The following is a 26,467-nucleotide window of genomic DNA, read 5'->3' on the forward strand; positions in this document are numbered from 1 at the left end:
AGGTGCCCTCCAGTGCCGCTAGCCACGCCCTAGGGGAGGCTTATGCAAAAAACATCGGGGTGAACTAAAGGGTTCCAATCAATAAACCGGGCATTTGATCGAGCACGCGCTTCCTGATACTTCATCCGTTCCGGATATGCTGTCAACGAGCTCAGGCCGAGCATGATCCTGATGAGGCTGGCGCAAGGTTGGGGCAGCGACTATAATACCCGGTCGCATGGTAACATCAACTGGTTCTTGCGAACGTGGGTAGCCCCCACTGACATTTAAATTTTTTGGAGAGTCGACTATGAAAACACCTGCTACCTTTTATCACGCTGGCTGTCCCGTATGTGTCGAAGCCGAGCGGCAGATTGCGGACGCTCTGGACACCGACCGTTACGAGGTTGAACTTGTGAATCTCGGCGAGCAAAAGGATCGTATCGCGGCTGCTGAAGCGGCTGGCGTCAAGTCGGTGCCCGCAATTGTCATCAATGGCGCACCTTTCCACATCAACTTTGGTGCACCGATGTCGGCATTGAAGTCCTAATTGTCGGGAATGGCGGGCAAACTGCTCGCCATTTGCAGGACATTTTTTCCCCTTATAAAGATATAACACTACTTCCCGCCGCTCCACCCAAGCCCAAATCCCCCGCATTTCCCCTCCCCTGGGCGCCCCTGTCTGGCGAACACCGGAATTTTTTAAAAATCAGTAGCACGGCCGAGCATACGTTGACGGTATGAAGTCGAGTTTTCTTCTATACTGAGAAAATATCATCGGTATTATCATGACCACCAACTGCAGGAGGAACAATGGAACTCATCCTATGGCGCCATGCTGAAGCTGAGGACGGTACTCCGGATAGCGCACGAGAACTGACCGAAAAGGGGGTGAAACAAGCGCGCGCGATGGCGGAATGGCTGAAACCAAGGCTACCCAAAAACACGCGGATGATAGTCAGTCCCACTGAGCGAACCCAGCAGACTGCCGTCGCACTTGACGAAGATTTTGAAACCGTCAAAGAGATTGGACCCGCCGCGTCGGCGAAAGCAGTTCTTGCAGCCGCTGGTTGGCCAGATGCCAAAGGCGCAGTCGTGGTGGTGGGCCATCAGCCCACGCTAGGGGAAGTTGCAGCCTTACTTATATCCGGCGAACCCGCGGGATGGCACATGCGGAAGGGTGCGATATGGTGGTTCAGTCACAAAACAAAGGAGGGTGTCGAGGAAACGGGGTTACGCGTCAGCATTTCACCCGATATGTTGTGAAATAGTTGTCAGCTGATCTTAAAAAGAAGTTCACACCATTTTGCCGATCTTGACCCGGGGATGGACCGACAGATATTCACCTGTTCCCGGTCACTAATGGTTTTTGATTGAGCGAGAGGCAACGTAAGCAGAATCAGCAGTACCATGCCATAGCCCGCCAACGCCGCTAGTCCCCGATAATGCCGCCGAAAATTCCAGTACATAACTGTGGCGCCAAGCCTGAACCCGCGACTGGCGACGCCTGACAGGTCGCCTGTGCCCGTGCATGCGGCTCGTGTACAATGCATCAACGTGCCGCGGCGGTCAGTGGCGATCATTAAATCATTAGGTTCAGCCAGAACAGCCGAACCGGATATCCGGGTGCGTTAAATTTAGCCCGTCCAAAGGCGTCCAAATTTAATTAACGTGTACCGTACCTTTGTACTCGCAAAAAACCCCTTAAGTTTTCGCGGCTTTTCGCTTACATACGATTTCCCACCCACTGCTTTTTTCTCATCAGGTGACCGTGCATTCCGGTGCAACGATCAAGACCAGCCAAAATATGGAATCAAAAAAAACCGTCGGCCACCAATCCCTGGGTTTGCTGAGCCTGGCGGCGCTCGGCGTCGTCTATGGGGATATCGGCACAAGTCCCCTATACGTCATGAAGACTGTTTTTGACCCTATCCACGGACTTGCGGTCAACGAAGGCAATGTAATCGGCGTCATCTCGCTCATTTTCTGGACGCTCATGATTGTGGTCTCGCTCAAGTACATCACATTGATCCTGCGGGCGGACAATCATGGGGAGGGCGGCATTATGGCGTTGCTGTCATTAGCGAGCTCATCGGTCGCGGGTCGCCCGCGGCTGCGTAATTTCCTGTTTCCCATTGGCGCGTTTGGTGCCGCATTATTCTTCGGCGACGGCGTCATTACCCCGGCTATCTCCGTATTGAGCGCCGTGGAAGGACTGGAGGTTGCAACTCCCCTTCTCAAACCCTACGTACTTCCCATAACGTTGATTGTGCTGATCGCGCTTTTTTTGCTGCAGCAGCGCGGTACAGGAGGCATTGGTACCCTATTCGGACCAGTGACGCTCATATGGTTCGCTACCCTGGGACTGGCCGGCCTGACCAACATCGCTGTTGCGCCACAGATATTGGCAGCGTTTAATCCCATTCATGCCGTCGCCTTTTGCCTCAACAATGGCTGGCTGGCGTTTATTGCTTTCGGCGCCGTGGTGCTGGCGGTAACGGGTGGAGAGGCCCTCTATGCCGATATGGGACACTTTGGACCGAAACCGATACGTCTGGCATGGTATGGATGCGTTCTTCCCGCACTCATACTAAACTATCTTGGGCAGGGAGCACTTGTGCTCTCGAATCCGCTGGCAATCGCCAATCCTTTTTTCCTGCTTTTCCCCTCCTGGGCGCTCTATCCCGCAGTAGGACTGGCTACCGCAGCGACAGTGATTGCATCGCAAGCCGTTATTTCCGGGGTCTTTTCGGTGACCAGACAGGCGATACAGCTGGGATTCCTGCCGCGCATGCAGATCAAGCATACTTCGGATCGAACCATCGGCCAGATCTATATTCCCTTCGTCAATTGGATGCTGCTGGCAGCCGTGATCATGGCGGTACTCGGGTTTGGCTCGTCATCCAGTCTTGCGTCCGCCTACGGTGTCGCCGTGACCGCTACCATGGTAATTGAAACCATACTTACTTTTTTCGTACTTCGTTATGCCTGGAATTACCCGTGGCTGCTATGCGTTCTGGCGACCGGATTCTTCCTGACGATCGATACGGTATTTTTTGCCGCCACCATTCTCAAAATCGCTCAAGGGGGCTGGTTTCCATTGGCAATTGGAGCAGTTATCTATTTTGTCATGGTTACGTGGAATCGCGGGCGTCACATCCTGCTTGAGCACCTGCGCTCGGCTGCAATACCGCTCATGCCGTTCCTCGAGTCACTGACTGCGCACCCGCCGGTGCGCGTTGCGGGGACGTCTGTTTTTTTGACGGCCGACCCGGATGGAGTACCCCACGCGCTATTGCATAACCTTGCCCATAACCAGGTCTTGCACGAGCGCGTAGTGTTTTTGACTGTAACGTATATCGAAACTCCCTGGATTCCAGCAGACGAGCGAATATCGGTAAAGCCATTAGTGGAAAACTGCTACCAGATTACCGTTCGATACGGCTTCAAGGATGAACCCAATCTGCCCTATGCGCTCGAATTATGTGAACACCATGGGCTTGTGTTCGAGCAGCTTAAAACGTCATTTTTTCTTAGTCGCGATATCGTGGTGCCCAGCCCCGGGGCCGGGATGGCAATGTGGCGGGAGCGGCTTTTTGCAACCATGGCGCGCAACGCCAGCAATGCGGCCGAATACTTCAAGCTCCCCGCAAATCGTGTTCTCGAACTGGGTGCGCGGGTTGAGATATAACGGGTTTCAGGATGAGTTATTCATAAAATGGCGACCGGAGCGGGAAGAAAACGCAGGATGGTTTCAGGAATGGTGCGCTCGGAAGAAAAACTTCGAGTGCGCTTTTACCAGTTAGGGGATATTAACTCTAATAGCCATATTGCATGCATTCAGGCATACTTATAGGCAGGGAAATCACTCAAGCCTAGTACGAGCGAATCGTACACTGTCTGCCGCTTCAGCGGGGCAATGTCAGTCTCAGCAATCTAAGCGTATTGAACGCCATTTTGTATGTAGCGAGCATGTCTGCAAGGTGCAGTCTGCCCCCAATACTTCGGTAATTGGCACACTATCTACACTCGCATGAACCGCTGTAAAAGAGGTTTGCTGGATCAGATAATTGAGCCACCGCGGCGAGCACGGATCGTTCGCATCAAGATCGAGGCCGTTTCCCTAGATAGAGCCCTCGTGAGATTCATCCGGACAGCACCGGGGCAAAAAAAACAATCCACAATCCATTGGCAAGTCGCGCGGAGGATGGAGCAGCAAAATTCATATGGTTGCCATCGGATGCTCGAACGGCTATCCATTTGTCCTGCCCCTTGGACAGAGTCACGAGGCCGTGAAGGGACACAAACCGCTCAACAGCCTGAAATAAGTCCCTCTCACCGGTTCGTCTGGTAATGGATCGCGCTTATCAAGGAAATGAAACACTACAACTGCGGTGGACCTTTGCTTCATTGCAGTAGTCCCGCTCAATTCTAATCCGGTTGAGCTTTCGGAATACAACAAGGTTATTACCGGCAGCATAACGAGATTGAGCGATTGTTTGGGAGACTGAAGAATCCGCCGTATCTTTTCATGTTTCGAAGAAACTGTATGTAAAGTTCACTTGCTTCACCCACTTTATCTTGATTGTCGAAGCTCTTAGATTGTGCTAGCAGGCATCTAAGGAGGATTAGTTAATTTCAGGTTTGGGGAAGCGCAACAATTTCTATCCTTAAGTTTCGATAAGAGCAAAAATAGGAAAGGCGCACCTTATGGCACGCATAATCACTCTAGATGGGGATAATAAGGAAGTTCAAAAGGCACTTGCGCGCTCATTTCAATCCGGCCACGTCAATTTCCTGTTCGGTTCTGGTGCATCGCAGCCAGCTATATCAATCGCCGGACAAATGGAAAAAGAGATTGCTCACCTCATTGATCTTGGCGATGAAGTTGAGGCGCGAAATCGTATGTATGATTTCCTTATGGGTATTCAGGGACCGACCAATAAGCTGATTGCCAACGAAAATGACGAGAATAATGCTAACACACTCGAGAACTACAGAGATTGCCTCGGCATAATCGAAACAATCCTATCGGAACGCCGCACGACCCTCCTTCCTAAACAGGCGACTATTTTTACCACAAATTACGACCTCTTTATCGAAAAAGCATCACTCGACTATCCTGCGCTTAAGCTTAATGATGGGTTTAGCCGGGTTCCCAGTCTCGACAACAAAATGGAGTATTCATCGCGAAATTTTTTCGATACGACATATAACAGTGGAAACCTTTATCACTACAAAGTCGAGATTCCTTGTATTAATCTCGTGAAGTTACACGGTTCTCTTTCGTGGAAAAAAAACGCAGAGGAAGTCGTGTTTAGTGTTGAAGTAAAGGATATTCTATCTCCAGAAAAAACAGCGGAGCAAATCGAGAAATTCATCAATGAATATGCAATTGTTTTGCCCCAAGCCACCAAATTCCGAGCTACGTTGGTGGATCGAACTTACTATGAGCTCATGCGCCTTTATGCCAACGAGCTCGATCGAGAAAACACATTGCTTGTCACGTTCGGCTTCTCTTTCGGCGATGAGCATATTCTCGGTATTACTAAACGCGCATTGAAAAATCCCACACTACGCCTCATCGCTGTAGCCTACAACGAAGCGGATCGGGATTCTTTCGTCAAGATATTTAATGGGCGGAGAAATGTAGAAATTATTTCACCAGCGGCTGATACGCAGATCGATTTCTCGCGGTTTAACGAACTGCTTCGCGGCGCACTACCGAAGTGGGGAAGTAACGCATGATCGTTGAGAAGCTTATACGGGATGCGGTACTGCGTATTGGAGAGGTATGTGGTGTTGATGGCCGTCGCATCTATGTGCTAGTCGATAAAAACAAAAATCTTTCTGACATGTTTCTTGACGGAGATATCCTGAAAAACATTTCCGTCAATAGCTACATTGAAATCAGAAAGGGATTTTTTAGCATAATCGGGCGCGTAGAGGGCGAAAATATCGAAGAAGAATATCGACCACCAGATCGAGATCTTCGAGAGACCATCAATAAAGACAAACGCATTCTGACTGTTTCTTTGTCGGGCTATATCGATGAAGCAGGTGCGTTTATCGGCGGGACTAAAGAATTGCCACTTATCGGAAACGAAGCCTATATTGTGACGCGAGAAAAAATACATCTGGTTCACAATCTAGTTCATCCTGATTCTCCATCAATAAATATTGCAACAATTTTTGGTGAAGATTTTGACATCAAGTTCCCGATTGACGGTCTTTTCAATAGCCATATAGCAATCTTCGGAAACACTGGGAGCGGAAAATCCAATACGCTCGCCGCTCTCTATCGAGAACTGATCATAGAGCTTTCTGCTCGCAATCCGACTGCTTTTATTAAAAATACCCGTTTTGTCTTATTCGATTTTAATGGGGAATATGTCGGTAATAGCTGCATCACTAACGCGAAAACTGTCTACAATCTTTCAACGCGAAACAATGATGGTGACAAGCTACCGATGATCGAGGATGGATTGTTGGATATTGAAGTGCTGTCTATTCTTGCCGATGCGACTGATAAAACACAGAAGCCATTTCTGAGGAGGATGCTTAGATTTTACGAGCGCATTCAAAATTCCCACAATTCGGACGAGTTTTTGAAGAATGTATTGCGTAATCGCGTGAAAGACGCCTTACAAATGAGCGACAAGGTTAGAGCTTTTCTACTTCTTGATTATTTCCGAGAGATTTTGCCTCTTGAAGATGCCGATGGTAATTTGGTTGAGATCGACCATGACATCGATTGGCACAACACCGTTTCAGAATTTAAACTCAAAGGGACAAGTATTTTTCTAGCCCAGAGCCCCGATCGAATTTCTGAAACGACTCTTTATTCTCATATTAAGAATTTTGTTCTACCTGATAGTCTTCTCTCGCGGCTTATTGTCTTTCTGTATCTCCAGCTTATCGTCGATGTAATTGCAAATCGCGCGCAGAACGATCACATCGCGCCTGTTATTAACCGTCTGAAAAGCAAAAAGCAAGACATTGATAAACTCTTTGATCTAAGCGACGAAGCCCAATTTTGGTCTAGCAATTTTGTTGTGATTAATTTGGACAATGTCAGTCTCGATATGAAGAAGACATTGCCACTTCTTTTGTCGCGCAAGCTGTATGCTGAGCACAAAAGAACAAGGCCTACTGGTTCCCTAAATATCATTATCGATGAAGCGCACAATATCCTTTCGGTGAATTCATCTCGTGAGGCTGAAAGCTGGAAAGATTACCGGTTGGAGACCTTCGAAGAAATTATTAAGGAAGGGCGGAAGTTCGGAGTCTTTATGACGATTTCAAGTCAAAGACCCAATGATATTTCCGCAACCATTACTTCACAGGCGCATAATTATTTTATTCATCGGCTTATCAATGAACATGACCTTCGGACCATTGCTAGCGCGGTTTCTTATATAGATCGGGTTACTCAGGAATCTATTCCAACATTGCCGACGGGAACATGCGTTTTTTAGTGGCGTTGTAAGCCAAGTACCTTTAAAGATAAACATCAGGCCACTCGGCGATATGGATCGCCCAAGAAGCGCGACGCGTGAATTTACGAATATCGTACCGTTGGGCGAAACTCTTTAAGGAATGGGATTACTGCTCTCCGGTTGCTGCACCCGAGCATGGATGGCTAACGCGCTTTCACAAAGAGCGTTAGCTTGCCTAGAGATTCTCTAAGTTGCTGATAATATGGCGCGCCCAACACGATTCGAACGTGTGACCCCCGCCTTCGGAGGGCGGTACTCTATCCAGCTGAGCTATGGGCGCTAATGTAGATAAGCTTATCGCTGAAGGAATCTCTGATAGCCCCCATCTTTGATAGTGATTGCTTCATGAAGGCTAATCCAAGACCCGGGCGATAGAATAGCTTTTTTTAAACCCTACGTCCAACGTAACAAATCACTTTTTGCTTCGGTAGGCATGAACCTATACAATAATCACTTTACTTGGAGTTATCGTGAGCGCCGCTGAAGACGAAGAGCATTCCTCAATTATCAAAACACCAAAACAATTGATGGTGGTTGTCCTGGCCGCTTTCGTGTTTCCTGTTCTGATTATTTGGCTACTGGGGAAATATGTTACCGGAGATATCCCGATAGACCAAAACAGCCCTGTTTTTTCAAATGAAGTGGTGGCGCAACGCTTGAAACCGGTGGGCGAACTGGTGCTTGCAAGTGACCCTTCGCAGCCTGGAGTGCAATCTGGAGAAGGAACTGGCGAACCGGCGAGTGCGGTAGCTGCTACTCCTCCGGCAGTGGATGCGGCAGTTGCTCCAGTAGCGGATGCAGGAGGCCCGGATAAAATAAAGGCAATCTATACTGCCAGCTGCGCTGCGTGTCACACCACCGGCGCGGCGGGCGCACCCAAGCTTGGCGATAACTCTGCATGGGCTCCCCGCATCAAGGCTGGCAACGAGGCGCTCTACAACAGCGCACTCAAGGGCAAAAATGCGATGCCTCCAAAAGGCGGAAATGCCAGTCTCTCCGATGCCGACGTGAAAGCAGTAGTCGATTACATGGTGAGTCAGTCCAAGTGAATCTCTGAGCAATTTGCGAGTTAGTAAGATAAAGGGCGATAGATAAGTTGCATATCGCCCTTTATTTTTTGTGAAGGATGCCCGCGTACGTGTATTTGATCTGCCGGGATTATTGATTCCGTAAATATGGCCACGTTCGCAATCGGTGATTTACAGGGTTGTTATCAGGAGTTTCGGGATCTCCTCGAACTGGTTCGTTTTGACCCTGCAGAGGACAAGCTGTGGCTGGTAGGGGATATTGTCAATCGGGGTCCGGATTCTCTGGCTGTATTGCGCTTTGTCAGAGGGTTAAAAGACGCGGCAATAATGGTTCTGGGCAATCATGATCTCCATCTACTCATGGTGGCCGAAGGATGCGTCAAACTGCATCGGAACGACACACTGAACGATATTCTCGGTGCGCCTGACAGGGATGAGCTGCTCCACTGGCTGCGGCAACAGAAGTTGCTGCATGTGGAGGGTAGTTACGTCATGGTACACGCGGGTTTATTGCCTTCCTGGAGCGTCGCCCAGGCCTCGCTCCTCGCGAAAATAGTGGAAACTGCGCTGCGCAGTCGGGATTTCCACGCGCTTTGCCGCAATATGTATGGGAACCAGCCAGACCATTGGGACGGCAGCTTCGAAGGTTATGAGCGCCTGCGAGTCATTATCAATGCCATGACACGCATGCGTGTATGCACAGCGGGCGGAAAAATGGATTTCGGCTACAAGGGTGTGATACAGGACATTCCGGCCGGTTATCTGCCGTGGTTTGATATCCCAAATCGCGCCAGCCAAGAGGCAACCATCATCTGTGGACATTGGTCGGCGCTGGGGCTGCAAATCAGGGACAATTTGATAGCGTTGGATACGGGTTGCCTCTGGGGCGGAAGCCTTACCGCTATTCGCCTTGAGGATCGGCGGGTTTTTCAGGTGTCTTGTGCGGCAGGGGAAGGGATAAGGCATCTGCAATAGCGTGTTCCGCACCTCGCGCGAGTTCTCGCCGGTTTTTCCCGTTACTGTCGATCGGGTCGGCAAAAATCAGTTCCAGGTCAATCCACGGTTGCCTTAACATCTGCTGTAACGATTCCAACAGTGAGATTTTGACGTATGGCACTGCCCTGCTGATTTCCCCTGCTGTGTCCGTATAACGTATCGCTACTGGATAAACCAGGGCTGCAACCATGATTGCGGGCTGCAACAGCGATGCATGAAAATGTCGAAGCAAAGTACCATCGCTGGTAGTGCCTTCGGGGAATACTGCAACCCGATCGCCAATTGTTAATGCATCCCCGATATGTTCATTTATCCGGGCAGTATCGCGGCGTTTTGTGCGTTCAATGAACAACGTGCCCACGTTACGGCTCAACCAGCCGAATAGGGGCCAGTCACGAATTTCAGCTTTGGCTACAAAACGTGCGGGACATACAGCGATGAGAGCATGCACGTCCACCCAGGAAACATGATTCGCCGCCAACATCACGCGTTGCGTTTCGGCGCCAGGGGGGGTGCCACGACAGCGCAATCGGATACAAAGGATCGCGAGCAATCCAGCGCACCAATTTTGCGCCATACGTCTTTGTGCCGACTGACCAAGATGTGGGTAAATCGCGGATTGGACCAGGCCCGAAACGATATGCAACAACAGGCGGACGGAGCGAAAAACCTGTATCAGCCGGCTATTGGTATTGATTTCGTTTTTCATGTCATTATTATTGCATCAATAATGACATGTGCCTCAGTAGCAGCGCCAGGTACTTTTTTCAGTCGGTTTCATTGCGCCTTCCGTTATAGAATGCGGCTACCGAAAATTTCAAAATATCGCTGATCTATTTCATCCCGGGTGAAGCTGTGATTCTGGCCACCGCGTTGGGCAATTTTCAACGCGCCCATTAGTGAACTGAGTTGCCCGGTGCTCTGCCAATCCAATCCATTGGTAATTCCGTAAAGCAGGCCAGCGCGAAAAGCGTCACCGCATCCGGTGGGATCCACCAGTTTATCCGCCTTGACGCTCGGAATATCGATTTGTTGACCATCAGAATAAATTACCGACCCTTCACCGCCTTTTGTGACAATAAGTCCCTTTACCAATTTTGCCAGCGCTTCCAGCGTACATCCGGTACGCTCACGCAGCAATTGGCCCTCGTAGTCGTTAACGGCTACGTAATCCGCTTTGTGGACAAAATCCAGGAGCTCTTCACCGTTGAACATGGGTAATCCCTGACCCGGATCGAACATGAATGGAATGCCGGCTTCGTGAAATTCACGTGCGTGCTGCATCATGCCTTCCCGGCCATCCGGGGCAACGATGCCCAAGCTTGCAGATTTCGCGTCCGCTACGTGATTTTCATGAGAAAAATTCATCGCACCCGGATGAAAAGCGGTTATCTGGTTATCCGCCAGATCGGTTGTAATGAATGCTTGCGCGGTAAATATACCCGGAACGCGGCGTATATGAGTTTGCACAAGATCCAGGCTCGTCAACCGGTATGCATACGGCTGATAGTCATCCCCAACGGTCGCCATAATGAGTGGCTTGCCACCTATCATTTTCAGGTTGTAGGCGATATTCCCTGCACAGCCGCCGAATTCCCTGCGCATATCCGGCACCAGAAAAGCCACATTCAGTATATGAATTTTCTCGGGCAGGATATGGTTCTTGAAATGATCGTTAAACACCATGATGGTGTCGTAGGCAATAGAACCGCAAATGAGTGTATTCATGGGCCTGGGGGACAGTGAGAGTTTGCGTGCTTCAGGTCGGAATGAACATTAAGCGCTATGCTGTTTCCATACCAGATCCAGTTCCCGCGCGGCTTTTACGTCGTCCAGCCTGCGCACGGGAGTTGTATGAGGCGCGTTTTTTACCAAATCGGGCTGAGTGTGCGCTTCTTCCAGGATTTCCTTCATGGCTGCGACAAATGCATCGAGCGTTTCCTTGGATTCAGTTTCAGCCGGTTCGATCAACATGCATTCCGGCACCAGGAGCGGAAAGTAGATGGTAGGGGCATGGTAACCTTTGTCCAGCAGTCGCTTGGCTACGTTCATCGCGGTTACGCCTGTGCTTTCCTTCAGGTCTTTCAAGGTGACGATAAACTCATGGCTGGCTCGGCGGTTCGGAAAGGCAATCTCGAAACCTGCCTTGCTCAGTTCCGCCATCAGGTAATTGGCATTGAGCGCAGCGAACTCAGCCACCCGATGCATTCCTTCCGCACCGAGCAGACGCACGTAGATATAGGCCCGGAGCAGCACGCCCGCGTTGCCCATGTGAGCAGAAAGCCTGCCGATGGATTGCGGTATCTCCTTTTCCGTGAGCCAGCGATAAAGTCCATTCTCGAGTGCTACCACCGGTACGGGCATGAATGGCAATAACCTAGGGGCAACACCGACGGGTGCTGATCCTGGGCCGCCGCCGCCGTGAGGTGTCGAAAAAGTCTTGTGCAAGTTGATGTGAATGACGTCGAAACCCATATCACCGGGCTTCACCTTGCCGAGTATGGCGTTCAGGTTTGCGCCATCGTAATATAGCAAGCCACCCACCTGGTGGACGATTTTGCTCATCTCAGCCACGTTTTTTTCGAACACGCCAAGCGTCGAAGGGTTGGTCAGCATCAATCCAGCCGTTTGCGGACCTACCGCTGCCTTCAGCGCGTCCATGTCCACGTCGCCGTCTTTGTCGGTGGGTATTTCTACCACCTTATAGCCGCACATGACCGCCGTGGCGGGGTTGGTCCCGTGCGCCGCATCGGGAACGATGATTTCAGTGCGGGCGGAATCGCCGCGCGACTCATGATAAGCGCGAATCATCGATATCCCGATCAATTCACCCTGTGCCCCCGCCATCGGCGTAAGACATACTCCCGCCATGCCGGTTACATCTTTCAGGATTTCCTGAAGCTCGTACATGCAGGCAAGAAATCCCTGACCGGTACTTTCCGGCGCCCGCGGATGCCGCGCCAGAAATTGAGTCAGCATCGCAAGCGAGTTGCATGCTCGAGGGTTATATTTCATCGTACAGGAGCCAAGCGGATAGAACTGCGTGTCTATCGAGAAATTCTTTTGCGACAAGCGGGTGTAGTGACGTACGGCATCCATTTCAGACACTTCCGGCAGCAGCGGCGGCGCTTTACGCAACAGGTTTTCCGGGATGCCGGCTATCTCCGCGCTTATTGCCGGGGATTGGGAATAATTGCGCCGACCGGGGCGTGAGTGTTCAAATATCAACATAGTGAAATCCGATTCTTTGCAGTAAATACTTATTGAAAGGGAGGCCCGCCAATACGGGCTGCCTCATCGTGTCGTTGGTATCCGGGTCTATTGCAGAGCAGTCAGGGCTGCGTCGTAGTTGGGCTCATCCTTGATTTCAGGCACGAGCTCAGCATGAATCACTTTATCGTTCTCATCCAGCACCACGACGGCCCGGGCAGTGACCCCGGCCAAAGGACTATCGGTAATCGCCACGCCGTAATTTTTCATGAATTCGGAACCGCGCATGGTCGAAAGCGTTACCACTTTGTCCAACCCTTCGATATCGCAGAAGCGGCTCATTGCAAAAGGCAGGTCGGCAGCGATTATCAGCACCACCGTATTGGCCATGTTACTGGCCTTTTCATTGAACTTGCGCGTCGACATGGCACAGACCGGGGTATCCAGGCTGGGAACAATGTTGAGTACTTTTTTCTTACCAGCAAAATCAGCTAGCGTCACATCCTTCAGATCCTTGTTTACCAGCGAGAACGCTGGTGCCTTTTCACCGATTTTCGGAAAATTACCTTCAACTTTAATCGGATTGCCGGCTAACGTAACCATATTGTTGCTCCTTGTGTGAGGGCGATATCGCTTCGCGTGGTTGAGAATCAACTGACAAGTTACAAATTATCGATGGCGTGCATCAACTTCTCGGTATAGTTTTCCAGATCAGCAGATGTCTTGGTCTCCGTGGCGCATACGAGCATCGCACTACCAAGCTCCGGGTAATATTCGTCCAGATTCAGCCCGCCCAATATCCTCTGGTTTTTTAGCGCCTGCAGTACATCCTTGGCTGGCGCGGGTAGGGAAACTACTGTTTCGTGAAATAACGGCCCACTGAAAATTCTTTTAACGCCCTTGCAGCTCTCCAGTTTTTCCAGCAATGCCAGCGTATTTGCATGGGACTGCGCGGCAATGCGCCGCAACCCTTCCGGCCCTGTCAGGGATAGGTAAATAGTGGCCGCGGTGACCATCAATCCCTGATTGGTGCATATATTCGATGTGGCCTTGGAGCGCCGGATATGCTGTTCACGTGCCTGCAGCGTCAGCACAAAACCGGTCTTGCCATCCAAGTCCGTCGTGCGTCCGATAATGCGTCCCGGCATTTGGCGCACCAACGCCTGCTTGCAGGCCATGAAGCCGAAGTAGGGTCCGCCGCTCGAAAGTGGAATGCCCAATGGCTGGCCTTCACCCACTGCGACATCAGCGCCCTTCTCGCCCCACTCGCCGGGGGGCGTGAGTATGGCGAGCGCCATGGGATTGACCACGGCAATAGCCAATGCGTTTTTGCTGTGCGCCCAATCGGTGAGGGCATCGACCTCTTCGAGCACGCCGAAAAAATTGGGCTGGGGAATGACCAGGGCGGCAAATTCTTCCTTGCCGAACTCATCCAGCGTTTCAACCAGCACTTGACCGGTTTGCTTGCAGTAAGGTAGCTCAACAACATCGATACCCTGGTTTTTGACGATGGCCCGCACCACGCTGCGATAAACGGGATGAACGGTCGTCGGTATCAGAATACGACGCGAGGATTTGTGAGAGCGTACCGCCATCAATGCCGCTTCTGCCAGCGCGGAGGCGCCGTCGTACATGCTTGCATTGGACACATCCATACCTGTCAGCGACGCCATTATTGTCTGGTATTCGTAGAGCAATTGCAGTGAGCCCTGGCTGGCTTCAGCCTGATAAGGGGTATAAGAGGAGTAGAACTCACCGCGAGTGGTTATCTGCCATACAGCGGCCGGGATATGGTGTTCATAGGCGCCGGCGCCTATGAAATTGAGATACCGTCCATCCATCTCGGCCCGTTCCAGCATCAGCCGTGATATTTCCATTTCGCTCAAGCCGGGGGGCACACGTTTCAGGCTGCCGGTTTTGAGGAAGGCCGGAATTTCATCGAACAGGTCGTCAATGGCGTTTGCGCCGATGCTCGCAAGCATCGCATTTATATCTTCTTCAGTATGGGGAATGAACGGCATATTTTTTCCGCGAAATCATTGAGTGAACGGTAAACCTGGTAAATAACCTCGAGTCATTTATCAGTCGCCCTCGGCTTCGAGTAGTTTCTGATACGCTGCATAATCAAGCAGATTATTCAGGTCGCCGGTATTTTCCGGCTTCAGCTTGAAGAGCCAGGCCGAGTAAGCGTCCTGATTTATCTTCTCGGGAGCCGATTCAAGCTCGGGGTTGACAGCGGTCACCTCTCCTGCGATGGGCGCATACACGTCAGCCGCCGCCTTTACCGACTCGACAACGGCACACTCTTCTCCCCGCTTGAGTTTGCGACCCACGTTCGGCGTTTCCACGAAGACCATGTCGCCCAGTAACTCCTGAGCGTGCTGGGTAATGCCGATGGTTACCGTGCCATCATCTTCGAGCCTCACCCATTCGTGGGATTTGGTGTACTTCAGATTGTTTTGGGTATTCATGTCTTCACTCCAGAATTAAATGACAACCGCGTTGCCGCCAATATCAAACCAGGATCTTGCCATTTCGCACGAACGGGTATTTCACCACCTTCGCTCTCAGCATCTTGTCCCGCACCACGACTTGCACTTCATCTCCGGCAGATACGCTTAAAGGCAGGCGTGCCAATGCGATGGATTGATCAAGCGTGGGGGAAAAGCCGCCACTGGTAATTTCACCTTCATTCTGATCGGGGCGAGTTATCACCCGCTGGTGACTGCGCAATACGCCACGATCCAATAATATCAAACCGATGAGCTGCTGTTTTACCGGCTTTTCCAGAAGTGCCTGCTTACCGATAAAGTTACGGTCGCTTTTCAACTCAACCGTCCAGCCCAACCCTGATTCCAGCGGATTGGTCGTATCATCCATATCCTGGCCGTAAAGGTTCATGCCCGCTTCAAGCCGTAACGTGTCGCGCGCACCTAATCCCGCCGGTGTCACGCCCGCAGCATGGAGCGCATTCCAGAATTCTACGGCATCCACCGCCGGCAGCATGATTTCAAAACCGTCCTCGCCAGTGTAGCCGGTACGGGCGATAAAATATTTATCAAAAAAAGTTGCCTGGAACAGCTTCAGGTTCTCCGTTTCCGCCTGAGACCCCGCAATAACTTGCCAAACCCGGGCACGGGCTTCAGGCCCCTGTACCGCAATCATGGCGAGGTCACGGCGCGGAATAATTTCAAGTCCGGGCGCGATCTCATCACGCCGCGCCAGCATCCATGCCAGATCCTTGTCGGCAGTGCCGGCATTGACGACAAGGCGGAAATGCGATTCCGTCAGAAAATAAATGATGAGATCATCTATTACTCCACCCTCGGGATTCAGCATGCAGGAATAGAGTGCTTTGCCGGACTGCGTCAGTTTGTCCACATTGTTGGCGACCAGCTGCCGCAGGAAATCACGTGCGGTCTCACCCTTGATATCAAGGGCCAGCATATGAGATACGTCGAACATGCCCGCACCACTGCGCACCCGGTGATGTTCGTCAAGCTGGGAGCCATAGTGCAGGGGCATATCCCAGCCGCCAAAATCGACCATCTTGGCGTTCATATCGCGGTGAGTTTGATTAAGGGAAGTTGCTTTCACAGATCGATACCTCAAAAAAAAGGGTGAAGTCATGTCATATGACTTCACCCCTCTGTCCTTTTTACCTGAGAGATTACGGAATATTTGTTTCTCTATTCCGTCTGCCCCTTCGGTGGCCAACTCAATGCCGGCGCTCTCCAGATTGCCTTTTCGCAAGCGGTTATCAGGGATCAGGATCGACCTGCTCCACGCCTGGGCGATTCCGGGGGGTTGCGCCTTCGGCGGCGACGATGAAACCGGCGCACTCTTCCGCTTGGATATAAATAAACGGCAGACTCGAACTATACTCCAGCAGTCGGGATCAAGACAAGGCATATCACATGGCGGAACTATTCTGGTCTGTAATTCTAAATAAGCGAATCAATGTGTTTTGACTTTAAAATGGTATCTTATTCAAGCCCGGCAGCGATTAACTTCAAACCTTTGTGCTGCTTATATCCGGACGAGGAAACGATTTGTCCATGATAACGGGGCTTTCTGAATGTGAGGATAAAAATGTATCCTGGCCACATTGGGTTCTCTGAGCAACCCTTTGCCGATTCATCGGTCACCGATTTTTTTTACGAAGGAGCCAACCGGGGCGCGACCCTGGATGCGCTCTTTTATATGCTTACCCATGGTGAGGGGGCGGAGGGTGTCATTCAGGTCATCGGCGAGGCCGGCAGCGGTAAAACCACGCTATGCCGATCGTTGATAAAACGATTGCCTGCACAAATGCAAGCTGTTTATCTCGCCAAGCCGGATTTTTCGCGAGAGGAACTTCTCCATTCAATCAGGGATGAGTTGAATGCGGGAGTCGCTGAAAACACCACTACCGCTGCGCAGACCCCTGTTGCGATAGAAGAACTGCAACGTGCGGTGACTGAGAAACATGCCACCGGTGGACAGGTCGTGTTACTCGTGGATGACGCGCATACCCTGTCTGCGGACGCGCTTGAAGAGGCACTGGCGCTGCACGACCTGGAATCGTCCCGTCACAAGTTGCTTCAGATCGTCCTGTTTGGTCAGGCCGAACTTGAAAACAGGTTGGCTTTGCCACAGATGCGCAAGCTTAAGGATCGCGTCACTCATCACTTTGCCTTGCAGCCTTTCAATACCAAAGCCGTGGAAGAATATCTGATGGGACGCGTGCGTGCGGGGGACCATCGCGACCCCGACGTCTTTTCGGCTAAGGCGTCAAAATTGATTTCAAGGGCTTCCGGTGGACTCGTTCGCCAGTTGGACATTCTGGCGGATAAGTCCCTGCTGGCGGCATCCATCGCCGGAACTCGCGAAGTAGAAGCACATCATGTTGAAGCAGCCATTGAGGATCTGGGAATCAAGCGCGGCTCCAGTGGGGGAAGCCAGCGAAATTGGCGGGTTTTTCTGGGCCACTGCACAGTCGATGCGATCGCCATATTTTTCACGGTCGCTGTCGTAATGCTGGGCGTGCTGGGCTGGCAGGATACTCGCTCCCCCTCACCGGAGATTACCTCGCTTGTTGCTTCGATGCCGCTTGAACCAAAAACGCCAGTGCCTGTTTCAATTCCCACACCCGGTCCCGTATATTCCACGAATTCCACAGTGACCACAGCAGTTCCTCCCAGTATTTCCCCTTCAGTTTCAGCGACTGCAACAGTGTCTTCCGGCATTTCCCCTTCAGTTCCGGCAGTTGTCTCTAACCCTGCACCCCCGGAGGCTACAGCGGGGATAGTATCTTCCGCAGAGAGTAAGCCCGCTGCTGAGATCGGGCAGCGCAGCACGGCCAGAACGCATATTGCCGGTGTTGAGTTGGCGGGAAATGCATTGTTGGAGCAGCGAATTGAAGCGACAACCAACACCATGCGCAAGACGGATAAGAGTTTCTATACGATCCAGTTATTCGCCACCGACAATATACAACCCGACCGTATGGAACGATTTCTGATACGTGCCCGAAGTCAGGTTGATTTATCCGATCTCTATGTGCACCCGGTAAGTAACGGGAACCAGGCCAAATTTATCGTTACATATGGCATTTATCCCAGCCGTGACGAAGCCGATGCGGCAGTGGCAGGACTTCCAGAGAAATATCAAAGCTCGTTTCAGCCGGCCTTGTATGCCTTGAGCGAACTCCGCTGATCCTCGTGTTCGTATGGAAATTCCCCACGGCCCGTTTTCAATATCCGCGGCGCGGCTGTTTTCGATAGCGACGGGCGCGGTAATACCTGATGCTACAATGGTAATAGTCCGCTAAACATCAATCTTACTCATGCCCGCCCCCTATCTTGCCACCGCCTTGACCGGCCCGATCTTTGATCTGGAGACAGGCATCATCAATGCCATGCCCGCGATTGAGCACTGGTTGAGCAATGCGTGGCAGAAGCATACAGTGCCGTTTTATTGCTCCGTGGATTTACGCAACAGCGGGTTCAAGCTGGCACCGGTGGATACCAACTTATTCCCCGGCGGTTTCAACAATCTCAACCCCGAATTTTTGCCGTTGTGCGTACAGGCAATGATGACGGCGGTTGAGAAAATATGTACCGGTGCGCGCAGCGTGCTGCTGATCCCGGAAAACCACACGCGCAATATTTTTTACCTGCAAAACCTGGCAGTTTTACAAGCCATCCTGCGCCATGCCGGCATCGATATTCGCATTGGTACCTTGTTACCGGAGATTACCGCGGCCACCGTGATCAATTTGCCCGATGGCGGCAAGCTTACGCTGGAACCGGTCCAGCGCAGAGGGGATCGCGTGTCAATAGAAGGTTTTGACCCGTGCGCTGTGCTTCTCAACAACGATCTCTCGACAGGCATACCGGCAATTCTGCAAAATCTCGAGCAGACCGTCGTTCCGCCTCTTCGCGCAGGATGGGCGACCCGACGCAAGTCTCAGCATTTCACGGCTTACGACAACGTGGCGCGAGAATTCGCCGACCTGATCGGCATCGACCCGTGGCTCATCAATCCCTATTTTGCAGCCTGCGGCAAAATCAATTTTCGAGAAAAGAAAGGTGAAGACTGCGTCGCAAATACCGTGGACGAGATCCTGAGCGATATTCGGGAAAAATATGCGCAATATGGCGTCAAGGAAGACCCGTTCGTCATTGTCAAGGCCGATGCCGGCACTTATGGCATGGGCATCATGACCGTGAAGGATGGCGCCGAAGTCCGCGCGCTTAACCGCAGGCAGCGCAACAAGATGGCGGTCGTGAAAGAGGGTCTGCAAGTGACGGAAGTCATGGTACAGGAAGGCGTATACACGTTCGAGAGCATTAATGAAGCGGTAGCCGAACCTGTAATATATATGATCGACCGTTACGTGGTGGGCGGATTCTACCGGGTCCACACCAGCCGTGGAATCGACGAGAACCTCAACGCACCGGGTATGCAGTTCGTGCCGCTAGCCTTTGAGGATACCTGCCTCATGCCAGATCGTGAAGCCCGGCCAGGCTGCAGCCCTAACCGATTTTATGCTTATGGCGTGATAGCGCGCCTCGCGTTGCTCGCGGCAGCGCAAGAGTTGGAAAAAAGCGAAGGGCGAACCGAGGCTTTTGTCGCTTAGCATGACGCCATAATTCCTTCTTCAATTACTTTATCAGAATACTGAGCGTGCAGGCGCGTTCTGGAAAAAACCGGTTTCGCCTTTGTATGCTGACAGCGTAACCGAGGGGTTCATAATTCATGAAAATCGCCTTCATTCTCGACCACCTCGATTCAATAAAAACATACAAAGACTCGAGCTTTGCCATGATGCGCGAAGCCGTTCTCCGTGGCCATGACCTGTTTGCCCTGCAGCAGGGCGATCTGGTCTGGAAAGGCGGCGAGACAATAGGACTGGCGCGAGCTCTGGAATTAACGAACGAGACTGATAAAGGACGTCCGTGGTATCGAACGGATGAACCCAAAGAAACGCTGCTGCAGGAATTTGACGCCGTGCTGATGCGCAAGGACCCGCCGTTTGACATGGAGTATGTTTATAGTACCTATCTGCTGGAGTTGGCTGAAGACCACGGCGCTCATGTCATCAATAGTGCACGAGCAGTGCGGGACCATAATGAGAAGCTCGCGATAGCGAAGTTTCCCGAATACACCGTGCCTACTCTGGTGACAAGGCAGGAACACCTGATTCGCGATTTTCTTGCTGAACACCGCGATATCATCCTCAAGCCACTGGACGGCATGGGCGGTGCGGGCGTGTTTCGCATTCACAGCGCCGATCATAATATAGGCGTCATAATAGAAACCTTGACGCATTACGGTATACGCACGATCATGGCTCAGCGTTACATCCCCGAAATCACCCAGGGAGACAAGCGTATTCTGCTAATAGCGGGAGAGCCGGTGCCCTACACACTCGCGCGCATTCCCAAGCCGGGCGAGACCCGCGGCAATCTTACCGCAGGCGCCAAGGGCTTGGCGCAGCCGCTTACGAGGCGCGACCGGGAAATTGCCGAAGCATTGGGTCCGGCGTTACATGATAAAGGCTTGATGCTTGTCGGGTTGGACGTAATCGGTGATTATCTTACCGAGATTAATGTCACCAGTCCGACAGGGATGGCGGAAATTACTGATCAGACCGGCTTCAACGTAGCAGGGATGATGTTGGATGCGATCGAAAAAATGTTCAACTGATGTATTCATCTCCAGATATTACTGACCGAACATGATCGGAATTTTAATTATCTCGCACGGCAATCTGGGTGACAGCCTTATCCATTGCGTTGACCACGTCATGGGTCAAAAATCCGAGCGGTTGACATACCTGAGCATTACCGTTCGGGATGACCCCGATGTCGTCGTACCCAAAGCGCTGGAATTGGTGAAACAACTTGATCGCGGCGATGGCGTGCTGGTGTTGAGCGATATCTGCGGGGCAACGCCATGCAATATCGCCAGCCGGCTCGTTAGGCCCGGCAGTGTGGAATGCCTTGCCGGAGTCAATCTGCCGATGCTGATACGAGCGCTTACCTATCGCAACGAACCACTCTCAACCGTAGCGGAGAAAGCGCTATCCGGCGGCAGAGAAGGCGTTATGCGTATTGATGCAGGACCAACATAATGCAATACCAGGAGGTCAAAATCCTGAACAAACTGGGTCTTCATGCGCGTGCTTCCGCGAAGCTCACGCAGTTGGCCTCTCGATACCGCAGCGAGGTCTGGCTATCGCGGGACAGCCGTAAAGTTAATGCAAAAAGCATTATGGGCGTGATGATGCTCGCTGCCAATCAGGGTGTCATTCTGGGCATTGAAACCACCGGTACGGACGAGGCCGAGGCCATGCAGGCGCTGGTGAATTTGATCGAGGATGGTTTCGGGGAAAGCGAATGAGCTTTGTGCTGCATGGCGTGGGCGTTTCCAGCGGCATTGCCATAGGACATGCATATCTCGCTTCGCACGCCGCACTGGAGGTGGCGCATCACATCGTGCCGGAGGATCAAGTCAGCAATGAAATATCCCGGCTCGACATCGCATTCAATGGTGTTCGTGAGGAGCTTGAAGCGCTGAATGCTTCCGTGGTCAGCGGCCCCGCCACGCCGGAATACGGCGCGTTTCTTGAATTGCACCGGATGATTCTGGACGATCCCACTCTCTCCACCGCTGCTAAAACTTATATTGCCCAGAACCAGTGCAATGCCGAATGGGCCATTACCCAGCAAATGGGCGTATTAATGGCGCAGTTTGAAGAAATTGAAGATCCTTATCTGCGCGAACGCAAGACCGATGTTATCCAGGTAGTCGAACGCGTGCTGAAAATCTTGCTGGGGCATCCGGGTTACGTTCCGATCCCATTGAAGCATGATGGCGACAGCATTCTGGTTGCCCATGATCTAAGCCCCGCTGATGTGATTCAGTACAAGCAGCACCGTTTTACGGCATTCCTGACCGACCTGGGCGGCTTGACTTCGCACACGGCCATTGTGGCACGCAGCCTCAACATCCCTTCTATCGTTGCGCTTCATCACGCACGCGGGTTGATACGCGACAATGATGTTCTGATCGTGGACGGCGCTCAGGGCGTGGTAATAGTGGGCCCTGACGAGCATGTGCTGACGGAATACCGGCTTCGCCAGAACGAACTGGAGCTGGAAAAGCAGAAACTGAAGCGCATCAAGGCGACCCCTGCCACGACCCTCGATGGTACAGCCGTGGAATTGCAAGCCAATATAGAACTACCTCAAGATGTCGAGCAGGTAAAGGAAAATGGAGCCACAGGCATTGGCCTGTTTCGCAGCGAATTCCTGTTTCTCAATCGCGATAGTTTGCCCGGCGAGGACGAACAGTTCGAAGCTTATCGTACCGTGGCGCGAAAAATGCGGGGAATGCCGGTAACGATACGCACATTTGACCTGGGCGCCGACAAGAATCTCGACAATGCAAAGCGCGTAGCTGCCAATCCGGCATTGGGATTGCGCGCTATTCGCCTATGTCTTGCTGAACCTCAAATGTTCAATACGCAGTTGCGTGCGATTCTGCGCGCTTCCCGTTATGGCCAGATTCGTATTCTGGTGCCGATGCTCTCCAGCGTTTTTGAAATTGCCCAGACATTGCAATTGCTGGAAAACGCCAAGCAAAGCTTGCGCCAGGAAAAAATTCCGTTCGATGAGAAAATTCAGATAGGCGGTATGATAGAGATTCCCGCCGCGGCGCTATGCCTCGATGTTTTTATGCGCAGGCTGGATTTCTTGTCCATCGGAACCAATGATTTGATTCAGTACACGCTGGCCATAGACCGTGCCGATGATTCTGTGGCACACCTTTACGACTCGCTGCACCCTGCGGTGTTGCGGTTGGTGGCTCACATCATACGCACCGCCAACCGAACCGGAGTACCCGTGGCGATCTGTGGCGAGATCGCGGGAGACATCGTATTTACCCGGCTTCTGCTTGGTTTTGGGTTACGGACGTTTTCCATGCACCCAGCACAACTGCTGACCGTGAAACGAGAGGTATTGAGAAGTAATCTGCCTGATATCATACCGCTTGCGCAAAAAATACTTAAAGCCGATGATCCGGAGCGAATTCAAGGGTTGTTGACAAAGCTGAACGGCTGATTTATACCTACAAGAGATTTATACCGATCCAGATAAACTGCTTAGCGGCTATGCATGAAAATAAACTGGCGCGAGAGGTGGAGATTATATGTACGGAAACATTTTTGCTGAATGGAAAGCATACTCACAGCGCCACGTGATTGGCGGCAGGTTAAGTGTGCCTGCCGGCTACCGATAGTGTTAATACATGTGCTCTGTTAACCTTCCAGGTCATGCTGAATTTTTAGCCGTTCGATGCGGGAAACCGATGTCGGTATCATTTATTCTACCAGGCATGTCACGGAACATGTATTTGCAGACCGTTAGCCCTATACAATTCTGCTGACGATCCTTTTACATCAATGCAAGATTCCGATTCAATTGACATCGTCGCTCCGCAAACCGCGCGTTTCGACACACCGCTGCATTTAAAAAGCGGACCCGTGCTCGAGAATTACGAGTTGGTTTATGAAACCTACGGCCAGCTCAATGCAGCCAAATCCAATGCTGTCCTGGTTTGCCATGCACTCTCCGGTAATCATCATCTTGCGGGGGTTTACGCGGACAATCCCAAGAGCGGTGGGTGGTGGAATAATATGATCGGTGCGGGTAAATCCATCGATACGGACAAGTTTTTCGTAGTGGGGGTCAACAACCTTGGCGGCTGCCATGGTTCTACCGGACCTGCCAGCATCAATGCAAGGACCGGTAAATGTTATGGCGCGAATTTTCCGTTAGTGACAGTGGAAGATTGGGTAAGAACACAGGTGCGATTGGCAGACTACCTGGGCATCGATCAGTTCGCCGCAGTGGCGGGCGGCAGCCTCGGCGGGATGCAGGCGTTGCAATGGACGCTCGATTTTCCGGACAGGGTGCGGCACGCATTGATTATTGCGGCTGCGGCAAAACTGACTGCGCAAAATATCGCTTTTAACGATGTGGCGCGCCAGGCCATCATCACCGACCAGGATTTTCACGGCGGAGATTACTATTCGCACGGCGTGGTGCCGCGGCGGGGTCTGCGGCTCGCGCGCATGCTGGGGCATATTACCTACTTATCGGATGACGCGATGGCGGCAAAGTTCGGGCGTGAGTTGCGTAACGGCGCGCTTGCATTCGGTTTCGACGTGGAGTTCGAAATAGAATCCTATCTCCGCTATCAAGGGGATAAATTTGCCGACCAGTTCGATGCAAACACCTATTTGCTGATGACCAAGGCGCTGGATTACTTTGACCCGGCGCACCAGCACAATAACGATTTGAGTGCGGCATTTCGCGCCGCCAAGGCGAATTTCCTGGTGTTGTCATTTACCACTGACTGGCGTTTTTCACCAGAGCGCTCCCGCGCCATTGTCAGGGCATTGCTGGATAACGAGCTGAATGTCAGTTATGCGGAAATCACCTCCAGCCATGGACATGATTCCTTCCTGATGGAAGATCGCCATTATCACAAGCTGGTGCGTGCTTATATGGACAATATTGCCATATAAGCCGGTTGCGGCGGCTTATATCATACGAATCAGATCGAGGCAGTGCCTTTGAGGAGTGCCATAGTAAAAGACCAGTGGCTGATTGCGTCTTTTGGTGAGCCACTCTGGGTCAGGGGCCATAAACATCAACTCCGCCCGAGTAGTTGGCCAGATAGATCCTGCCGCCCGGCATTCCGCCCACGCCTCCCGTATTCGGCGATGCCGTTTCGTCACTCGATGCCAGGAAAGTCAGGGTAAGGTTCGCATTCACCTTCCAGGCGCGCAGACTCGGTTCTCCTCCCAGCAGCACACCATCCACCGGCGTACCGGCGACTTGTAGACCACGGGCGTCAAGTGCTGTTGATGAGTCTTGCCGTCGAACAGCTTGTTGAGCCGGGTCATGTCGATTGGAGTCGGGCTAACGTCGAAGCCGGGGAAGAATGTGAACCAGCCGATATATCTTCCCCTCGCATAGTTGCCGGCGATCTTCGCTATCGCCGCACCTGTATTGGTCTGCGACAATTTGCCACATGCGGCAATATGCCACATTGATTTATCGATATGGATAACGAATACTCTGCCGCATCGGTCCTGCCCACGGGCATGCTGATGCTAATGACATTTAATATCATCCATGAACAGGGGCTACACATGAAAAAAACCCTCAGATATGCACTTTTCATTGCTGGCATGATTTCCTTGCCAGCATTCGCTCACGTTGGTTATACCGGCCGCAACTTCGGCACTTTCGATAATACTTATGCCATGTCCAGCATATCCAATCAGGCGGTTACGGGTAATTACGGCTGGATCGACGGCACGGATGCGGACTACGGCGATGCGCATAAAACACTGGCTTACCGGTTTACGTTGCTTAACCCGACAGACGTGACGCTCTCGTTCGCTAGCCAGGTTTACACCGCGGCAGCGGGTGCTGCTCCCGTGCTCGATGGATTGACGCCCGGTTTCTCGCTCTATCAGGGGCTTGCGCATGTTGCACCGATCGGAGCGGATTATGATTCCTCGGATATCTCAAAAGCAAACCGGCCTGCTGACACCGAAGGTTCGTTCAGAGCATTGAATGACTGGAAAATCGGCAATGCGCCTGATCCGGTAAAAGATTTACCCGCTGCCCTGAGCTTTTTTAAATATGTTGGCCATGCTTACGATGGAACAGGAACGATCCCCGGATTCGACGGTGTAGCGGATGGCAAGGTTTCGCACACTTTCATGAATCTGGCCGCAGGTGATTATTCAGTGTTCGTGGGAGGATCGGATTATCTGGCTCAGGATATCGCCAATCCACATCTTCTGGATAAGTATGGCGTTACGGGCACCTTGGTGGCAGGCGTGGTACCTGAACCGGAAACCTACGCCATGCTGCTGGCCGGCCTGGGGCTGATGGGTACTGTCGTTCATCGGCGTAAATCGCGACAGGCCCTGTAGATGAGCCGCATGGCAGCTGTCTTGATACAGCCAGGCTTTCCAGTCGTTACTAATCCCGCTTTTGTTCTTCCGGTTCAGCGAGGAGTTCATTTTAATGAATGAATGCATCCGACGCTGACTCGGCCTTCGATTCGGCATCGGATGCATTGTTTTAACGCGAAGAAGATCGGCCAATAACGCGCAGCGGGTCAGTCGCCATCCCGCAGCGCGTTGTCGAGGCAGTTTATGCGACCATACCACCGGCTTTG

Annotated in this window: 23 protein-coding genes, 1 tRNA gene, 1 pseudogene and 1 riboswitch; of the genes and pseudogenes, 16 read left to right on the forward strand and 9 right to left on the reverse strand. The window is 51.8% G+C overall.

What is annotated here, in order from left to right; all coding sequences use genetic code 11:
- Positions 1 to 289 precede the first annotated feature (289 nt).
- From KJS40_RS00835 to KJS40_RS00860, 6 genes and pseudogenes are all read left to right on the forward strand, one after another.
- Complete coding sequence (locus KJS40_RS00835) at positions 290 to 529, forward strand: thioredoxin family protein (RefSeq protein WP_025042147.1); 240 nt, start codon at positions 290 to 292, stop codon at positions 527 to 529.
- Between the two features lie 263 nt (positions 530 to 792).
- Entirely contained in the window at positions 793 to 1,245 is a 453-nt protein-coding gene (gene sixA / locus KJS40_RS00840; protein WP_213538699.1) for a phosphohistidine phosphatase SixA, read from the forward strand.
- 541 nt (positions 1,246 to 1,786) lie between these two features.
- The gene (locus tag KJS40_RS00845; protein ID WP_213538700.1) at positions 1,787 to 3,670 is read left to right on the forward strand and encodes a potassium transporter Kup; all 1,884 of its coding nucleotides are present in this window, start codon (positions 1,787 to 1,789) and stop codon (positions 3,668 to 3,670) included.
- A 197-nt stretch (positions 3,671 to 3,867) separates the two neighbouring features.
- Positions 3,868 to 4,590 (forward strand): annotated as a pseudogene (locus KJS40_RS00850) (IS5 family transposase).
- Positions 4,591 to 4,689: 99 nt separating this feature from the next.
- A complete protein-coding gene (locus KJS40_RS00855) occupies positions 4,690 to 5,727 on the forward strand; it encodes an SIR2 family protein (protein WP_213538701.1) in 1,038 nt (345 codons plus the stop codon).
- A complete protein-coding gene (locus tag KJS40_RS00860) occupies positions 5,724 to 7,457 on the forward strand; it encodes an ATP-binding protein (RefSeq protein ID WP_244859634.1) in 1,734 nt (577 codons plus the stop codon). The genes KJS40_RS00855 and KJS40_RS00860 overlap by 4 nt, the downstream gene beginning before the upstream one ends.
- A 224-nt stretch (positions 7,458 to 7,681) precedes the next feature.
- On the opposite strand, the gene KJS40_RS00865 is transcribed toward KJS40_RS00860, so the two are convergent.
- Positions 7,682 to 7,758: transfer RNA gene (locus KJS40_RS00865), tRNA-Arg, on the reverse strand.
- Positions 7,759 to 7,948: 190 nt separating this feature from the next.
- On the opposite strand from KJS40_RS00865, the gene KJS40_RS00870 reads away from it, so the two are divergent.
- Both KJS40_RS00870 and KJS40_RS00875 read left to right on the forward strand, forming a co-directional pair.
- Positions 7,949 to 8,527, forward strand: a complete 579-nt coding sequence (locus KJS40_RS00870) for a c-type cytochrome (RefSeq protein WP_244859635.1) — start codon at positions 7,949 to 7,951, stop codon at positions 8,525 to 8,527.
- Between the two features lie 126 nt (positions 8,528 to 8,653).
- Complete coding sequence (locus KJS40_RS00875; protein ID WP_213538702.1) at positions 8,654 to 9,481, forward strand: symmetrical bis(5'-nucleosyl)-tetraphosphatase; 828 nt, start codon at positions 8,654 to 8,656, stop codon at positions 9,479 to 9,481.
- On the opposite strand, the gene KJS40_RS00880 is transcribed toward KJS40_RS00875, so the two are convergent.
- From KJS40_RS00880 to gcvT, 7 genes are all read right to left on the reverse strand, one after another.
- Positions 9,408 to 10,211, reverse strand: a complete 804-nt coding sequence (locus KJS40_RS00880) for a lysophospholipid acyltransferase family protein (protein ID WP_213538703.1) — start codon at positions 10,209 to 10,211, stop codon at positions 9,408 to 9,410. The two genes, KJS40_RS00875 and KJS40_RS00880, sit on opposite strands and share 74 nt — an antisense overlap.
- Before the next feature lie 83 nt (positions 10,212 to 10,294).
- Positions 10,295 to 11,230 carry a carbohydrate kinase family protein gene (locus tag KJS40_RS00885; RefSeq protein ID WP_025042140.1) on the reverse strand — a complete coding sequence of 312 codons (936 nt, stop codon included), beginning with the start codon at positions 11,228 to 11,230 and terminating at the stop codon, positions 10,295 to 10,297.
- A 48-nt stretch (positions 11,231 to 11,278) separates the two neighbouring features.
- Positions 11,279 to 12,733, reverse strand: a complete 1,455-nt coding sequence (gcvPB, locus tag KJS40_RS00890; RefSeq protein WP_213538704.1) for an aminomethyl-transferring glycine dehydrogenase subunit GcvPB — start codon at positions 12,731 to 12,733, stop codon at positions 11,279 to 11,281.
- An 87-nt stretch (positions 12,734 to 12,820) separates the two neighbouring features.
- Positions 12,821 to 13,315 (reverse strand): thiol peroxidase, encoded by a 495-nt coding sequence (gene tpx / locus KJS40_RS00895; RefSeq protein ID WP_213538705.1) that lies wholly within the window; start codon positions 13,313 to 13,315, stop codon positions 12,821 to 12,823.
- Between the two features lie 59 nt (positions 13,316 to 13,374).
- Positions 13,375 to 14,733: an aminomethyl-transferring glycine dehydrogenase subunit GcvPA gene (gene gcvPA / locus KJS40_RS00900; RefSeq protein WP_213538706.1), complete on the reverse strand. Its 1,359-nt coding sequence runs from the start codon at positions 14,731 to 14,733 to the stop codon at positions 13,375 to 13,377.
- Between the two features lie 60 nt (positions 14,734 to 14,793).
- On the reverse strand, positions 14,794 to 15,183 hold the full coding sequence (gene gcvH, locus KJS40_RS00905) for a glycine cleavage system protein GcvH (RefSeq protein WP_025042136.1): 390 nt from the start codon (positions 15,181 to 15,183) through the stop codon (positions 14,794 to 14,796).
- Positions 15,184 to 15,226: 43 nt separating this feature from the next.
- Positions 15,227 to 16,273, reverse strand: a complete 1,047-nt coding sequence (gcvT, locus tag KJS40_RS00910) for a glycine cleavage system aminomethyltransferase GcvT (RefSeq protein ID WP_244859636.1) — start codon at positions 16,271 to 16,273, stop codon at positions 15,227 to 15,229.
- Positions 16,274 to 16,351: 78 nt separating this feature from the next.
- Positions 16,352 to 16,460, reverse strand: a riboswitch (glycine riboswitch).
- Positions 16,461 to 16,804: 344 nt separating this feature from the next.
- On the opposite strand from gcvT, the gene KJS40_RS00915 reads away from it, so the two are divergent.
- From KJS40_RS00915 to KJS40_RS00945, 7 genes are all read left to right on the forward strand, one after another.
- A complete protein-coding gene (locus KJS40_RS00915; RefSeq protein ID WP_213538708.1) occupies positions 16,805 to 18,409 on the forward strand; it encodes an AAA family ATPase in 1,605 nt (534 codons plus the stop codon).
- Between the two features lie 130 nt (positions 18,410 to 18,539).
- Positions 18,540 to 19,835 carry a glutamate--cysteine ligase gene (gene gshA, locus KJS40_RS00920; RefSeq protein WP_213538709.1) on the forward strand — a complete coding sequence of 432 codons (1,296 nt, stop codon included), beginning with the start codon at positions 18,540 to 18,542 and terminating at the stop codon, positions 19,833 to 19,835.
- Positions 19,836 to 19,954: 119 nt separating this feature from the next.
- Entirely contained in the window at positions 19,955 to 20,905 is a 951-nt protein-coding gene (gene gshB / locus KJS40_RS00925) for a glutathione synthase (RefSeq protein ID WP_213538710.1), read from the forward strand.
- A 31-nt stretch (positions 20,906 to 20,936) separates the two neighbouring features.
- A complete protein-coding gene (locus tag KJS40_RS00930; protein ID WP_025042131.1) occupies positions 20,937 to 21,332 on the forward strand; it encodes a PTS fructose transporter subunit IIA in 396 nt (131 codons plus the stop codon).
- Positions 21,332 to 21,601 carry an HPr family phosphocarrier protein gene (locus tag KJS40_RS00935; RefSeq protein ID WP_025042130.1) on the forward strand — a complete coding sequence of 90 codons (270 nt, stop codon included), beginning with the start codon at positions 21,332 to 21,334 and terminating at the stop codon, positions 21,599 to 21,601. Before KJS40_RS00930 ends, KJS40_RS00935 begins: the two co-directional genes overlap by 1 nt.
- Positions 21,598 to 23,325: a phosphoenolpyruvate--protein phosphotransferase gene (gene ptsP, locus KJS40_RS00940; RefSeq protein WP_213538711.1), complete on the forward strand. Its 1,728-nt coding sequence runs from the start codon at positions 21,598 to 21,600 to the stop codon at positions 23,323 to 23,325. Before KJS40_RS00935 ends, ptsP begins: the two co-directional genes overlap by 4 nt.
- Positions 23,326 to 23,666: 341 nt before the next feature.
- A complete protein-coding gene (locus KJS40_RS00945; protein WP_213538712.1) occupies positions 23,667 to 24,794 on the forward strand; it encodes a homoserine O-acetyltransferase in 1,128 nt (375 codons plus the stop codon).
- A gap of 109 nt (positions 24,795 to 24,903) precedes the next feature.
- Here the strand turns inward: KJS40_RS00945 and KJS40_RS00950 are convergent, their stop codons facing one another.
- A complete protein-coding gene (locus KJS40_RS00950; RefSeq protein ID WP_213538713.1) occupies positions 24,904 to 25,092 on the reverse strand; it encodes a hypothetical protein in 189 nt (62 codons plus the stop codon).
- 242 nt (positions 25,093 to 25,334) lie between these two features.
- Between KJS40_RS00950 and KJS40_RS00955 the strand changes: the two genes are divergently transcribed.
- The gene (locus KJS40_RS00955) at positions 25,335 to 26,219 is read left to right on the forward strand and encodes a PEP-CTERM sorting domain-containing protein (RefSeq protein WP_244859637.1); all 885 of its coding nucleotides are present in this window, start codon (positions 25,335 to 25,337) and stop codon (positions 26,217 to 26,219) included.
- Positions 26,220 to 26,467: the final 248 nt, after the last annotated feature.

This window comes from Nitrosospira sp. NRS527 (genome assembly GCF_018406445.1).
Taxonomy (GTDB): Bacteria; Pseudomonadota; Gammaproteobacteria; order Burkholderiales; family Nitrosomonadaceae; genus Nitrosospira; species Nitrosospira briensis.

Coding starts and splice junctions, on each gene's coding strand:
- KJS40_RS00835 (WP_025042147.1), top strand. CDS start 290: ATGAAAACACCTGCTACCTTTTATCACGCTGGCTGTCCCGTATGTGTC.
- sixA (WP_213538699.1), top strand. CDS start 793: ATGGAACTCATCCTATGGCGCCATGCTGAAGCTGAGGACGGTACTCCG.
- KJS40_RS00845 (WP_213538700.1), top strand. CDS start 1,787: ATGGAATCAAAAAAAACCGTCGGCCACCAATCCCTGGGTTTGCTGAGC.
- KJS40_RS00855 (WP_213538701.1), top strand. CDS start 4,690: ATGGCACGCATAATCACTCTAGATGGGGATAATAAGGAAGTTCAAAAG.
- KJS40_RS00860 (WP_244859634.1), top strand. CDS start 5,724: ATGATCGTTGAGAAGCTTATACGGGATGCGGTACTGCGTATTGGAGAG.
- KJS40_RS00875 (WP_213538702.1), top strand. CDS start 8,654: ATGGCCACGTTCGCAATCGGTGATTTACAGGGTTGTTATCAGGAGTTT.
- KJS40_RS00880 (WP_213538703.1), bottom strand. CDS start 10,211: ATGAAAAACGAAATCAATACCAATAGCCGGCTGATACAGGTTTTTCGC.
- KJS40_RS00885 (WP_025042140.1), bottom strand. CDS start 11,230: ATGAATACACTCATTTGCGGTTCTATTGCCTACGACACCATCATGGTG.
- gcvPB (WP_213538704.1), bottom strand. CDS start 12,733: ATGTTGATATTTGAACACTCACGCCCCGGTCGGCGCAATTATTCCCAA.
- tpx (WP_213538705.1), bottom strand. CDS start 13,315: ATGGTTACGTTAGCCGGCAATCCGATTAAAGTTGAAGGTAATTTTCCG.
- gcvPA (WP_213538706.1), bottom strand. CDS start 14,733: ATGCCGTTCATTCCCCATACTGAAGAAGATATAAATGCGATGCTTGCG.
- gcvH (WP_025042136.1), bottom strand. CDS start 15,183: ATGAATACCCAAAACAATCTGAAGTACACCAAATCCCACGAATGGGTG.
- gcvT (WP_244859636.1), bottom strand. CDS start 16,273: ATGAACGCCAAGATGGTCGATTTTGGCGGCTGGGATATGCCCCTGCAC.
- KJS40_RS00915 (WP_213538708.1), top strand. CDS start 16,805: ATGTATCCTGGCCACATTGGGTTCTCTGAGCAACCCTTTGCCGATTCA.
- gshA (WP_213538709.1), top strand. CDS start 18,540: ATGCCCGCCCCCTATCTTGCCACCGCCTTGACCGGCCCGATCTTTGAT.
- gshB (WP_213538710.1), top strand. CDS start 19,955: ATGAAAATCGCCTTCATTCTCGACCACCTCGATTCAATAAAAACATAC.
- KJS40_RS00930 (WP_025042131.1), top strand. CDS start 20,937: ATGATCGGAATTTTAATTATCTCGCACGGCAATCTGGGTGACAGCCTT.
- KJS40_RS00935 (WP_025042130.1), top strand. CDS start 21,332: ATGCAATACCAGGAGGTCAAAATCCTGAACAAACTGGGTCTTCATGCG.
- ptsP (WP_213538711.1), top strand. CDS start 21,598: ATGAGCTTTGTGCTGCATGGCGTGGGCGTTTCCAGCGGCATTGCCATA.
- KJS40_RS00945 (WP_213538712.1), top strand. CDS start 23,667: ATGCAAGATTCCGATTCAATTGACATCGTCGCTCCGCAAACCGCGCGT.
- KJS40_RS00955 (WP_244859637.1), top strand. CDS start 25,335: ATGGATAACGAATACTCTGCCGCATCGGTCCTGCCCACGGGCATGCTG.